10 protein-coding genes are annotated in these 12,746 nt (G+C 63.2%); 3 read left to right on the top strand and 7 right to left on the bottom strand.

The genetic code is table 11. From position 1 onward, the window contains the following. Nucleotides 1-102: 102 nt before the first annotated feature. From B5V03_RS38390 to B5V03_RS38365, 6 genes are read right to left on the bottom strand one after another with little or no spacing between them, the layout of a single operon-like run. Nucleotides 103-750 (bottom strand): DJ-1/PfpI family protein, encoded by a 648-nt coding sequence (locus tag B5V03_RS38390; RefSeq protein ID WP_129275598.1) that lies wholly within the window; start codon nucleotides 748-750, stop codon nucleotides 103-105. Between the two features lie 29 nt (nucleotides 751-779). Further along, nucleotides 780-2,981 (bottom strand): multicopper oxidase family protein, encoded by a 2,202-nt coding sequence (locus B5V03_RS38385; protein WP_129275597.1) that lies wholly within the window; start codon nucleotides 2,979-2,981, stop codon nucleotides 780-782. A 10-nt stretch (nucleotides 2,982-2,991) separates the two neighbouring features. Next, nucleotides 2,992-4,107, bottom strand: coding sequence for an NAD(P)/FAD-dependent oxidoreductase (locus B5V03_RS38380; protein WP_245502475.1), 1,116 nt, complete (start codon nucleotides 4,105-4,107; stop codon nucleotides 2,992-2,994). 1 nt (nucleotide 4,108) lies between these two features. Continuing rightward, nucleotides 4,109-4,525: a hypothetical protein gene (locus tag B5V03_RS38375; protein ID WP_129275596.1), complete on the bottom strand. Its 417-nt coding sequence runs from the start codon at nucleotides 4,523-4,525 to the stop codon at nucleotides 4,109-4,111. Continuing rightward, nucleotides 4,473-6,785: a LodA/GoxA family CTQ-dependent oxidase gene (locus B5V03_RS38370; RefSeq protein ID WP_245502474.1), complete on the bottom strand. Its 2,313-nt coding sequence runs from the start codon at nucleotides 6,783-6,785 to the stop codon at nucleotides 4,473-4,475. Before B5V03_RS38370 ends, B5V03_RS38375 begins: the two co-directional genes overlap by 53 nt. 47 nt (nucleotides 6,786-6,832) lie before the next feature. After that, nucleotides 6,833-8,941, bottom strand: coding sequence for a tyrosinase family protein (locus B5V03_RS38365; RefSeq protein WP_129275595.1), 2,109 nt, complete (start codon nucleotides 8,939-8,941; stop codon nucleotides 6,833-6,835). 308 nt (nucleotides 8,942-9,249) lie between these two features. On the opposite strand from B5V03_RS38365, the gene B5V03_RS38360 reads away from it, so the two are divergent. The 3 genes from B5V03_RS38360 (at nucleotide 9,250) to B5V03_RS38350 (ending at nucleotide 11,891) form a co-directional block, all read left to right on the top strand. Continuing rightward, entirely contained in the window at nucleotides 9,250-10,665 is a 1,416-nt protein-coding gene (locus B5V03_RS38360; protein WP_164988566.1) for an alpha/beta hydrolase, read from the top strand. A 321-nt stretch (nucleotides 10,666-10,986) separates the two neighbouring features. Further along, nucleotides 10,987-11,607 carry a hypothetical protein gene (locus tag B5V03_RS38355; RefSeq protein ID WP_129275593.1) on the top strand — a complete coding sequence of 207 codons (621 nt, stop codon included), beginning with the start codon at nucleotides 10,987-10,989 and terminating at the stop codon, nucleotides 11,605-11,607. Between the two features lie 71 nt (nucleotides 11,608-11,678). Then, nucleotides 11,679-11,891, top strand: coding sequence for a hypothetical protein (locus B5V03_RS38350; protein WP_129275592.1), 213 nt, complete (start codon nucleotides 11,679-11,681; stop codon nucleotides 11,889-11,891). Between the two features lie 98 nt (nucleotides 11,892-11,989). Here B5V03_RS38350 and B5V03_RS38345 read toward each other — a convergent pair whose 3' ends face one another. Beyond that, nucleotides 11,990-12,733 (bottom strand): DUF7168 domain-containing protein, encoded by a 744-nt coding sequence (locus B5V03_RS38345; RefSeq protein WP_129275591.1) that lies wholly within the window; start codon nucleotides 12,731-12,733, stop codon nucleotides 11,990-11,992. Nucleotides 12,734-12,746 lie beyond the last annotated feature (13 nt).

Genomic DNA, 12,746 nt, shown 5'->3' with positions numbered 1-12,746 from the left:
GCAGCGAAAGAGTTCCACAAGCTGAACCGGCCGCCTTCGCGAAACCCAATAAAACATAGCAATATCAATCTTCTATATACGCCTCTCATGGGTCAAGCGGACCTATTGCTTCGGCTCCGGCTGGTTGACGCCGACGAGCGGACATTTCGGCGTCGGCGGAATCGCACTGCGAACAGGCGGGTCCGGATAGTACTGGGTACTCTGCTGAACCTCGCGGGCCAGCTCCGTGCCGCCGAGCAGTGTAATCAACATCAGGGCTTCGTCGAGGCCTGCCGAGATTCCAGCTCCGGTCAGGCGATTGCGATCCAGCACGAAACGCGGGTGACCGTCGGCGACCTTCACCTTCGGAAAGTGCAAGGGGAAGCATTCGAGGAAGGCCCAGTGTGTCGTCGCGAAATGGCCGTCCAGAAGCCCCGAGCCCGCGAGCAGCATCGCGCCCTCGCAGACTGAGCACATGTATTTCGCACCGGCGGCCTGCTTGGTCAGGAAATGAAAGTAGGTCTGGTGCGGGTCGTTGATGATCTCGGTGAGCGCGGCCGGGTCGCCTCCGGGGACCCAGACCGCATCATACTGCGCGCATTCCGCGAAGGACTTCTTGACCTCGAACGGAAATCCCCGGCCGCGAAATCGCTTCATCCCCGGCTTGGCGGCGACGATCTCGACGTCGAAATTCGCCCAGTCGAACATTTCGAAGGGGCCGGCGACGTCGAGCATGTCGACGCCGTCGTAGACGGGGATTCCGATCTTCATCGCGTGCACTCTTCCTGCTCTCGCCGCACTCAATGCTTGTGACCGGCCGGCATCGATGCCGGTGTGGCCGTCGGCTGCTTGGCGTGGCGCATGCCTGCCATCCCGAGGCCGCCGCCGGGCGCGTTGAGATCGGGGACGATCGCGATGTTGGCCATCATGCCGGCATCCTCGTGGTCGAGGATGTGGCAGTGCAGGACGTACTCGCCGATATAGCGGTCGTATCGCGTCCGGACGCGGATCTGATAATTGTTCTCGACGATGATCGTGTCGCGGAATGTGTGCCACATACCGCAATACTGGTTCGCCAATTGCTGCTTGTCGGCATACACTATATCAGGCTTGCAGGTGCCGTCGGGATTGTAGATCGAGATCTGCTGACCGTTGGCGTTGGTGGTGATGACGTCGATCACCTGGAACGGATTGACGTGAATATGAAAGATGTGCGGCTCGCCTTGCGCGGAGAGCAGCCAGTCGTCCGTGGTATTGACCTCGCGGGTGAAGTTCACGACATCAGGGTCGTATGATTTGTTGTTGACCGTGAAGGCCGGGAAGTTGATCGCGAAGGCAGCCTGCTGCTGCTGGCTGCCGGCAGCCGGCGGCGCAAGGTTTTCGAATGGCGCCCACGGCCGCAGGTCGCCGTCACGCAGTCCGGTGCGGACGGGATCCGGCAGCGTCGGATTGGCATCGTACAGTGCCTTGCCGACATAGGCCTCCAGGTCGCCGGTCACGGGCTGGCCGCCGCGCACATGGATGTAGGCCAGCAATTGCGGCGTCGAGGGTCCCTGCCCGCCGCCATTGCCGTTGGACACACGCTCGGCCGGCGGTGCCGCCTGGTTGAGCAGGCAGTAGTCGCCGTCCGATGGGAAGACGACGAGGACATCGCTGCGATAGCCGGGCTGCATGTAGTTCGATTCCAGCACGCCGCCGACTTGCGAGGCGTGGATGGTCCGCAGTTTGGTTCGCGTCAGACCGTCATTCGCGATCTCGAATTGCGGGATTAGCGTGCCGGGCGACGCGTTGCAGGCAGCCAGAAGATCGGCCTTCTGCTGCAGGCGGTTGCCGCTCAGCGCTGAGTTCGCAATCAGGGTCGTCGTGGGCGTCGCGCGCACGAGCTGAACGTTGACCGTGTCGTGAATGCCGGAATGCACGAAGCGCCAGCGCTGGATCTCGCCGGCCGGCAAAGTGAGCGTCGGCTGCACGATGCCATTGACGCTGGTGAAGCGGCCATTGGTGTCCCAGATCGTCGCGGAGTCCAGTTGCAGGCCAAAATTCTCGACCACGCCGGGGCTGACCGGATTGCCTGGGGTCGCGAGCGGGCATGTCCACGGCGCGTTGGCGATGTTGTTCGGACTGTTGGCGTTGTAGAGCCCCTGCGTGGTGTAGATCTGCTGCCACGGGCCACCCGGCTGGTTTGGCTGGTTCTGGAAGCAGGCATAGGCAATCTGCTGGAACAGGAACAGCTGCTCCTTCAGCGGCGTCCCGTTGTCGTCATGCAGCACCGTGTCGATATCGGCGATCGGCTTCGGGTTTTGCGGCGTTGGCGGCGTGTAGGGACGCTCGCCCTTGACGACCAGCACGCCCGATGCGCCGCTCGCCACCTGCACGGCCGTCGAGCCGTGGCGGTGCGCGTGATACCAGAACGTCCCCGCCGGATGGTCGTTCGGAATGTTGATCTCGTAGGGAAATTTGGTCTGCGGCGCGATGTTGAGCAGTACGTTGTCGCTGTTACCCGCTGGCGACACGTGCAGGCCATGGGTGTGCAGATTGGTCGTGTTGAAGCAGCCGACCAGGTCGGGCAGGCCGAGCCCCGACGGCGGATTGGGCAGGCAGCTCGGATCGTCCTTCGCAAGCTGATTGATCAGGTCGACGCGCAGCGTGTCGCCCGGTTTGACGAAGATCGCAGGGCCCGATTTGCAGCCGCCATAGGAGCGCAGCTCGACCGGATCGAGACCACCCGGCTGCGGGTCGGTGGGATCGGGGTTGTTGATGAAGAAGTGCCCGCGCACGAAGTTCAGCACCACGGAGACGATCGCGCCGCTGCGCGAGATCGACCCTTGCGGCCGGCAACCGCCGACGGCCGGCGCTATGGCTGCCTCCAATCGCACCACATCGCCCTGCCCGGGCAAAGTCGGCGGCGGCTCGAACGCACGAGGCGCAGGTGCCGCAAATGCCTGGACGCTCGGTCCGAGCGCGGCGATGACAAGACCAATTCGCGCAAAGCTCTTCATCATGGTGTCCGCCCTATTGTTCGGAGAGACTGCTCAAAGAATTGCTCGATGACATGCCGGCGCGCCGGCGCTGCCAGAACGGCCGATCGGCCCAGCGCGAGACGCTGTCGTAATGCTCGCCCAGCGTCGTCGTGTAGACCGCCGCTTCGCGTGTGACCCATGAATCGTAGCGACCGAGGGCGGCGGCATCTCCGCGCGCAAGGCAGTCGCTGGCGGCATAGGCGGCAAACACGCCCGAACGCATCGCCTTGACGACGCCATGGCCCGAGATCGGATCGAAAGCGCTCGCGCAATCGCCAGCGCAGAGGAAACGGAAGCCTGTCGCCGTTGCGGCGGTGCGGCCGCCGGCAGGGATCAGGCGTGGCGGCTCGAACTGGATGACCCTGCTCGCCACCGCCGAGACGAATTGCGTCTTCGCCAGCGCCGCGCGCCAGCCATCGGTCGTGTTCAATCTGAGGCCGCGGGCGAGATCGGAATCCGTCATGCAGGCAAAGGCGCGCCTGCCCTCGCCTAGCGCCAGCGTGTACCACCAGCCATTTTCAAAGGCCTCGACAAGCAGTTCCGGTGCAGCCGGTCCTGATGTCGTCGCCTCCGCATAGGCCGCGATCAGGCGGTCCCGCGCTTTCGCCCGAAAACCCTGGCGATCGGCGAGCGCGCGGGCGCGGCCCGTGGCATCGATGATCAGTCGGGCGGAATGGCTGGTGCCGTCCTCGCAAGCGACCGACCAGCCGTCCGCCGCGCGCTCAAGACGCAACACTTTTGCATCGACGCGCTCGGCCCCTCTGCAGGCCTCCGTCGCGATCCAGCCGTCGAACGCGGCCCGGTCGACGCGCCATGACGGCCCGCGCGCCTCCAGCAGCAATTCGCTCGACGTCAGGCCTTCCTCATCCCACGAGGTGAGCGTCCGATGCGACGGCGCAAAGTCCTGCGCTAGAAAGGCCGGCCACAGACTGAGCTGGCGCAGCACCGGCTGCACCAGCGGCGACAACACCTCGCCTCGTCCCCGCCCGCGCCGCTCGTCCGGCGCGATCACGGCCACCCGAAGCTCCGGCGCGCACATCGCCAGCGCGCGCGAAGCGGCCGCGCCGGCTGGACCTGCGCCTGCGATGATGATGTCGAACGCGGCCAAGTCAGTCGGCCCGAACGGCGTAGAAGGACGCCACCACGCCGGCCGGCGCCACGGTGCCCGGTGAGCCGCCGCTGTGCGGGATGGTGCGGATCACCGAGCCGACGATGGCCGGGCGCTGGTCGACGCCATTGGGCCAGGCCGGCACCAGCGCGCCCCAATAGTCGTAGATCCACTCCTCGCCGCTGACCACGCCGGTGCCCTGGAAGCGCACCTGCATCGGCGAGCCGTAGGCGCGCGATCCCTTCAAAGCGAGCGACCAGCCCGGGCCGCCGATCGTCCCGGCCAGGAGTTGCATCGGCGCTGCGACGATCTCGATCGTGCCGCGGCCGAATTCGAGATTGTTGAAGTCCGTGTTGACGTCGGGATCATTGAGCAGGCTGCGATAGGTCCAATGTCCGACAAATGGATTGTCGCTCATGATGCCTCGCTTTTGGGATCGGCGGTTCGCTCGACGCGATGTATTTGTAGGTGAGATCGTCGGCCGACTTGGCGCCGGGCTGGTAGGGATTGCGCACGATGAAGCCGAGCCTGGACCAATCGGTGACCATCTTGAGATCACCGACCGGGATCTGCGGAATGCCGCGGCTCCAGGTGGTCCAGACATAGCTCGGCTGGCCGTTGACGACGGACGCGATTTCGAACGACTGCAAAGGCCGATGCGCGGGCCACCACAGGGTGGTCCAGGTCTTCTCGTCGCGGCTCAACCGCTCATCATTGTCGCTATCGGGATAAAGGTTGTTCCAGTCGGCGTAGGTGATGTTGATCGGCTGCGTGGTGCATTCGTTGAAATCGGACTGCCAGGGCAGGCCCATGTACTTGGTGAGGTCGCCCGGCTGCAGGCCGGTCTCGAAATCGTTGTCCTGGGCGAGCGGCGACTCGACATTGAAGGTCGGGTCGGCGATCACGCTGCCTCCGGACTGATTGGCCTGGGCGGCGCTCTGGAGAAAATCCGAGACGCTGCGATCGGCGTTGACGCGATACGGCGCCCAGTAGATCGAAGGGTTGCGCATCACCCAGCCGAGCTCGCCGCCCGGACAAAATGCGCCGCCCAGCACATTGCTGAGCACGCCGCGGTCGAGCTCGCGGCCGGTCTTCGGCGGCGTCTTCGGGTAAGGCTCGAAGGGTGAATAGGCCTTGGGCAGCCATCCCTCCTCCTTCTCGTTGATGAACCAGCCGCGGGCCCACTGGCCGAGAACGAAGAGCTGGTACTCGGTGAGATGAAGGAATTTCGACGGCGTCTCGTTGGTCAGCGGATTGTCGCCGCAGAGCAGCGGCATCAGCGGCAGCGAATGGACGCGCGACGATGCGCGGTCCTGAACCTGGAACGCGTTCGCCTCGCCCGCGCGCCGCAACAGGTCGAACAGGAAACGGCGCATCGGACCGTAGGGATCGTCGGCCTTGGCATGGTGGGTCGGACCTGCGACCTGCGCCACCGCCATGACCGCCTCGCCCTGGCTGGCATCGCGCAGCGGCGCTTCCGACGGCGTCTCCGTCTCAATCGGCCGCGTCGCGCGCTTCGGTGTCTGCGAGAGCTTGTTGGGATCGAACGTACCGCGCTGCGCCTGGTCGTGCGGATAGTTCGATTGCTGAAGGATGTCGTTCAGATACCGAAACTCATCCGGCCGGAACAGGATCGGCCAGATGTCGCGATAGAACCAGGGTCGGTAGTTGCGATTCCACGCCAGCCGTCCGGCCTGCCAGTGACGCAGTGCCGCCTCGTCCCGAAACGGGATCTGCTGCGGATCGTCGTAGGTGCCGAGGATGCCGTAGACGCCAGTGTCGGTAGCGAACTGGCGCACATAGAGGTCGTACAGCACCTCGTCCATTGTGATCATGTCGAGGATCTGCGGCGCGAAGCGCGGATAGCCAACCACCACCCATGCCGGAAACTCGACGTCGATATAGCGGGTCTGGCTGACCTGCTTTGAATACATGATCAACCGCGCCATCACCGGCCCATCGGAGATGTCGTCGTACCAGCCATCGGTGTTGGCGTAGTCCTCGATCTTGGGACCAAAGCTGCCGCTGACGTCCATGCCCGAATTGCCGTGACCGCCGAGCACAACGAGCCGGCCCTTGTTGTCGGTCATCATCTCGCCGAGCGTGTCGATGTCGAACGGCTGGAGCCCCTTCGGCGGAAACGTGGTGGCATAGCCGCCGGGGCCGCCGGAGCGGTCGAAATGCGCGCGGCGGCTAGTGGTCGCGTTCACGCTGCGCGGACCGGGATCGATAATGAGGAGGTCGCGGTCCTGGCCAGTGACGTCGGCATTGCGGCGCGCACTGCCGGGGGCGTACCCATGCTCGCCCTTTAGCTCGGTGAACGGATACCAGGAGGCCTTCTTGTTGGCCACATAGACGCGCCACTGGATGTCGACCAGCACACCGTGATTGCCGCCGCCCTCGACGTCATCGCCGAGCGCCAGTGGCCGGCCTTCCGGGGACTCATCGTCATAGACGAAGATCTGGAAGCGCGCGGCCTGACGCTTCACGCGGCCCTGCGCATCCTTGAACGTCTTGATCGGAACCGGCATGACGCCGTCCGCGCCGTGCAAGGGATTGCCAAAGCTGTCGCAGGCGAGCGGCAGCGCCGCCGGCGTCTCCGGCGCAAGGTAGAATTCGCTGTCGCTGTTGCCCAGGCGCGCGATGCCGATGCCCGGATGGATTCGATACGTCGCCATGACTTCCCCGCCACCTTCTCAATCCAGGAAACTTGCCAGGAAATTGCTCAATCCAGGAAATTGATCGACACGCCTTCCAGCTTCAGAAGCTCTCTCTCCTCCTGGTAGTCACCGCCGATCACCACCAGCGTGATCTGCAAGGGCCCCTTCTTCTTGAGCGCCTGCTTCGCGACTGCGGTGACATCGATCCGGTGGTTGCGCGGCGTGTTGTGGCTGCGCCCGCGCTGATCGAAGCGCCGCGGCTGGGGGGGCGGGCTATCACAATGACCGGGACCGCCGTAGCAGGCGCCGTGTCCGAAGATCGAGATGTAGCCAGCGTAATGCGGGTTGCCCCTGATCGGCGTCGAGGCGTCCGCGCCGGGCTCGTTCAGGAAGGCGCGCACGAAGCAGGAGCGCATCAATTGCGGCACCTGGTGCAGGCGGATCTCCGCGCGTTTGAAGCTGCGTGCGCCCTGCGGCACCGTGATCGGTTGCGACACGAAGCGACTGACCGGCGCCTCAAGTCCAACCGGCATGAAATGCGAGCTGCGAACGTATTCGTAGCCGAACGGCGCGATATCGAGCGTGTCGCGGATGGTGTAGTTCCACGGCGACAGCACGGACTCCAGATCGGCCGGTAGCGCATTCGGGTTGAGCTTCTGCCACTCCCACCAGATGCGATCGATGTTGACGTGGATCGGCCAGAACACCGGGTCGTAGGACGCGGTCAGATTGCTGAACATGTCGCCAAGGCCCGGCTGCGAATAAAGGTCCGAGCGGGCATGAAAGCGGCGGCCCCCGACCTGAGCCGCATCGTTGCGGCGGTTCGCGAGCGCACGCACACGCTCGGTCGCGGCGCCCGGCTGTGGCGTCGCTCCCGTCGCGGTTGGACCGTCCTTGCAGACATAGGTCGCCTGCCCAGCATCGGGATTCTGGCCGCCGGTCCAGATGTGCATGGTGTTGTGCGGATTCTGGTCGAGAAAGCCGAACGCCGCGTCGTAGATGCTGCCGCCGCCGAAATCGCGGAAATTGTTGAGGCTCAGGATCTGGGCGATGTCGTCGGCCGAGGGGTAGTGATAGTTGATGACCTCGTTGATCGTGCCGCCGCCGGCATATTCGGCCGGATAGCGCAGCGGATACCAGAGCGAGTTCGACATCAGCAGCGCGTCGATGAAGCGCTGGCGGTTGGCGTTTTTGGGATCGGGCGTGACGGCCGTGTAGCCGATCTTGCCGATGATGGTGCAGAAGAAGCCGTGCTGCGAGGCAAAGGTGACGCGGTCCTGCGCGAGCGCCAGGATCGCCTTCTTCTGCGCCGCTGTCGGCGCGGGATCGAGCGCGGCCACCAGCGTCTCGGCCGCCTCCTCGGTGAGATAGGCCTTCATCGAGGTCGGGATGATGCAGCCGTTCGCGGGATCCTCCGGTTTATATTCCGGCATGGTGAAGTCCCAGTACGGCAGCATCAGCCCGGGCTCGAAATCCTGGAGGTTCTGCTCAAACTCGTAGAGATAGGCGCGGTGCCAGGGCAGGAAGCGCTCCCAGCCGTGCTGGCAGTGGTTTTGATGGACCAGCGCCTGGTTGTTGTAGCTGCGCCGATCCTCGGGCCAGCGATTGAGCGAATAGAGCTGGCGGAAACCACGGCGCAGGCGCTCGAGCTGCAGCTCGCTCATGCAGTCGATGTTCATGCGCCGCCTGGGTTCGCCGATCCCAGCGGCCGGTGAATAGCCGTCGGCCGCCTCGGCAAATTCGGCGATCTCGCTGACTTTCACGGTCGCGGTCTTCGCCGGCTTGCCGGGCGCGAGTTCCACCGCGACGCTCGTCGCATCGTCCGGGCAGCCGGCATCGATCCAGTCGGCGATGCGATCGATATCGGCAGGCGCAACCGCGTGCCCGCCCCATGGCAGCGCCGGGAAGCGGCCGCCATCGAACGGCGCTTCGCCGCGCAATCCCTTGATCAGACCGGATGCGTCACTGCGCGCGTGCGGCGGAATGCAGCAGGCGTGGCCCTCCGGCGGTGGCGCGACCATCTTGATGCCGAAGATCTCGGCCGTCTCCAGCGCCGACGCGCCCTTGTCCCAGAAGCGGCCCGCACCGCCATAGTCTGCGGTGCTGTCGCCAGCGGCTTCATCCAGGATCGCCTTCACACGCGCATAAGCGACGGTCAGTGCTTCGGTGTCCATTCCAGCCCCCGGGCATGCAAGACGGAGAAGGCGCCGGGAAACTAACCACAACTTTGGGGTGATGTCATCTAAACACGCACCTTCGCGCCTGCGCGACCGGAAATTATTTCTCGGGTTGCGTGATCTATTTCATACGCCCGCCGTTCAAGGACGCGTTCCCTGCCGGATGGAAAGAGCGCGGACCAGATTGCAGAGACAGAGGTCACTTCATGAGAATTTCGCATTTCATCGCGTCCCTGTCCTGGTTGCTCCTGTTCACGCTTCAATCAGGCGCGCTCTATGCCGCCACGAGTGCAGATCAGACTGCGTTGGAGCAGAACATCTCCAATTTCGTCGAGGGCCTCCGAACGTCGGACCTTGCGAAGGTGAAGTCGACGACGGCGCAAGGCTACCGGCCCGACGCTCAGCCCAAATACGCGATCCTTTCACGATTGGGACCAGTGACTGACGTCAAGATCGACGACGAGCGGCCTCTCTCCAAACAAACCATCGTCGAAGCGGGAGTGCGGCATGCCGACGGCGTCTCCTCCTGGAGCTTCAGTATCCAGGATGGCAGCAGGATTCTGGCCGCCGAGATGACGCGCGCCGATGTTTACGGCACCAGGACGCAGGCGACGTCTACGAAGAAAGACGGTGGTCGCTCTCACCACGGATATTCGAGTAGCGGTCCGAACCGAACGGTGGTGCAGTCCTGTGAGTTGCAGCCGAGTTCCTGCAATCGGGATGCCCGGCTGGTCGAGTTCTTCTTTGCGACGGATCGCAACATCAAGATCACGAACAACGTCTCGACGCTTGATACCGACGCGCCGCGATCGGGCATCTTGAGCTATGGCGTTGCCGGCATCCGTATTCCGGAAGATCATGAGCCGGGCCAGATCGAGCTTCCGTCCGAGTGGCACTTCCTGGGGATCGACTACAAATCGGCCACCGATGAAACCAAGCACTTCTCGATCAAGCGGCTCGCGGCGACGTCGTACGACGACTGGAAGGAGCTGGTCAAAAGGCAGGCCGACCAATCGCAGAATCGCGCCCTCGTTTTCGTGCACGGCTTCAATACGGGGTTCGAGGACGCGCTCTATCGAAACGCGCAGATCGTCTGGGACCTGCAATATCAAGGCGTGTCGGTGCTGTTCTCCTGGAGCTCGAAGGGAAAAGTGCGCGACTACAATTACGACCAGGACAGCGCCGACATCGCGCAAGCCGAATTTGCCGAGCTGCTGACCACGCTGCACGACAGCGGGATCGAGCACATCGACATCATCGTCCACAGCATGGGAAACCGCGTCGTGCTGCCGGCGCTGGATCAACTGGCGCAGCGGTCCAATCCGGTCAGGGTGCGGCAGTTGGTCATGGCCGCGCCCGACGTTGCCCGCGACAAGTTCATGATCCAGTTTCCCCTGGCGAGGAAGATTGTTGATGGGGCAACGCTGTACGCATCGTCCGCCGATAAGGCCCTGATCGCATCGGCCGAGCTGAACGATTTCCCAAGAGCCGGGATGGTGTTCGCCACCGGACCCGTTCTCCTCCCCAACCTGGATACGATCGACGTGACCGCGATCGGTGACGAGATCTTGGGATTGAACCATACGGTGTTCGCGACCAACCGCGCCGTCATGGACGATATCAAGTTGCTCCTCATCAACGGGATGAAGCTGCCGCGCCTGTCCCAGGTGCGGAAGTTCCCGGAGCCGCCGCTGGCTTCGACGTATTGGAAGTATCAGTGAGGCCGGGCCGTAAAATGTTTGAAACAACCCCGTGCACAGTAGCCGAGGCGCTGCGAATCCACAGCTTTTGCGTCCGGCATGGCCGATTTGACACGTCGGGCAAAACAGGGGCATAATGCGACTATTCCGAAGTCGCCTAGCGCACCGTTCCCCGCCTCCAAGGGCTGGCGAGATCGACGATCACATTCGTGGCCCTCGGCTCTACCATCAATCGAAAGTCCGATGCGTTCAGCTTCCTTTGGAAGTTGCCTGAATTTTTGTTGGCGCCTACGTATGTAATCTATTGTTCGATGAACTCGACTCTAACATCGAAGAATTGTAGTGCGCCTTCTTCTTTTTATGTTCGCTTTGTTGACCCTCAACGGCTATGCCGCTTTTGCTCAAGCCCAAAATTATCACAGTTGGGTATCCGCCCAAGGTAACGACGGCTCGCCGTGCACGGACACCGCTCCGTGCGCATCGTTTGTTGTCGCGGTCAGCAAGACCAACGCCGGCGGCGAGGTGAGCTGTCTAACTTCTGGCTTGTGCGGAGGGGTAACGATCAACAAATCCATTACGATCGATTGCAAGGGTGTTCACGCGCAAGTAACTGCGGGGCCGGGCTTTCCGGGCATTAACATTGAAACAAACCAAACCGACACTGTGGTGCTTCGGGGCCTGGATATCGATATGACTCCCACAACCAATGGTGCTTACCAAGGAATCTACGTAGAATCGCCATGCACCTTGATCCTTGACGATGTCAAGGTAGGCCACGCACGTGTCAGTTCCGGCGCTCTGAGCGGCCTCGAAGTCGTTACAAGCAGCGGAATCGCACGAGTCGTCATTTCAAACAGCCTTTTCGTGAACAATGGTGGACCCAGTGGCGGCGCAGGTATCAGGATTGCTCCGAGAAGTAGCGGCGGCGTTGGCGAGCGCAATTTCCACACCCACGACGCGTAATAGCTCACGCGCGTTCCGGGGCCCAGGGATTGATAATTTGACTCTCGGCGGCGCCGCGCTTCGATGGCGCCATGTCTCACCCCGCCCGCCGCAACAGGCCTACGCCCGCCGATGGCCGGCCGATTAAGATCACCTTCGGCGAAATGCGCGAGATGGGCGTGGGCGGCGTCCTGACCTATTACCATTGTGGCGACCATGTTGCACTGGACGCCGATCGCTGGCCTGACGACGTGCGGCTGTCTGATTTCGAGCCACGGCTCCATTACGGTGACGCTACACTTTAGTAACTTTATTGGCACGGGCAGCACAGACGACAGCTGATAAACCGGAATGATGTCGCCCTGCTCTCCGCTCCGTCCGAAGCCCACTTCCCCGGTGCGGTTCAGCTCCCTCTGCGCGTGGTCCTTGACCGCCGCTTGGCAAGGCCGGGATTGATCGCCAGCGACGCTCCAGCAGCGCCGCCGGCTTCATAGGCCGTCATCGACACCATCCGGCCGGAGCTGCGCTGGGTCCGGAGATTGAGGTCGAGCTTGTCGAATTCCGCATCGACCACCGAGGTCTTGAGGACGACCAGCCCACGGCCGGTGCTTTCGTTGACCTGATCGCGACTGGCCTTGATCGCGACCAGCCTGTCCGCGATGGACGCCACCATCCCGAGCGCGAAGGAGGCATTGGCCAGATGTCGCTCCTGGTGCCAGAACCTGCTGTAGTCGACCGAGGTCTTGAAGCGGCCAAGTTCGGCGCGCGCCGCGCCGTCGATCAATTCGGCCAGATAATGCGCGACCTCGACATCCGCGCCCAGACCGAAGAACACATAGCTGCTCTCGCCAGCCGCGTTCTTCTCGCGCCAGACCCGACAATCGCAGAAATGAGCGATCGCGCCGATGCAGTCGTCCAGGGGAATTCGCTTCTTGCGATGGGTCTCAAAGACCCTCCGTTCGCACGGCGAGGCGCGCAGCTCGACGTCGGAGAGCGACAAATCGTGGCGATCCAGCAGCTCGGCGACCTTGGCGGCGGCAGACAGCGCCTCGTCCTCGGTGCGGCCATTGGCGATGGTCTTGGCGCGCAACGCCTGAATGCGGAGCTTGAGCTTGTCGAGCCCGGCCGGATTGGACGTTTGATTCACCGATCACCTGCCC

The sequence above is a fragment of the Bradyrhizobium betae genome (genome assembly GCF_004123905.1).
Taxonomy (GTDB): Bacteria; Pseudomonadota; Alphaproteobacteria; order Rhizobiales; family Xanthobacteraceae; genus Bradyrhizobium; species Bradyrhizobium betae_A.
This window is presented reverse-complemented; position numbering and strand designations above follow the sequence as displayed.

What these genes read in the sequence shown, in the direction of transcription:
- B5V03_RS38350 (WP_129275592.1), top strand. Translation starts at nt 11,679, where the DNA reads ATGTCTCACCCCGCCCGCCGCAACAGGCCTACGCCCGCCGATGGCCGG.
- B5V03_RS38365 (WP_129275595.1), bottom strand. Translation starts at nt 8,941, where the DNA reads ATGGACACCGAAGCACTGACCGTCGCTTATGCGCGTGTGAAGGCGATC.
- B5V03_RS38375 (WP_129275596.1), bottom strand. Translation starts at nt 4,525, where the DNA reads ATGAGCGACAATCCATTTGTCGGACATTGGACCTATCGCAGCCTGCTC.
- B5V03_RS38390 (WP_129275598.1), bottom strand. Translation starts at nt 750, where the DNA reads ATGAAGATCGGAATCCCCGTCTACGACGGCGTCGACATGCTCGACGTC.
- B5V03_RS38385 (WP_129275597.1), bottom strand. Translation starts at nt 2,981, where the DNA reads ATGATGAAGAGCTTTGCGCGAATTGGTCTTGTCATCGCCGCGCTCGGA.
- B5V03_RS38370 (WP_245502474.1), bottom strand. Translation starts at nt 6,785, where the DNA reads ATGGCGACGTATCGAATCCATCCGGGCATCGGCATCGCGCGCCTGGGC.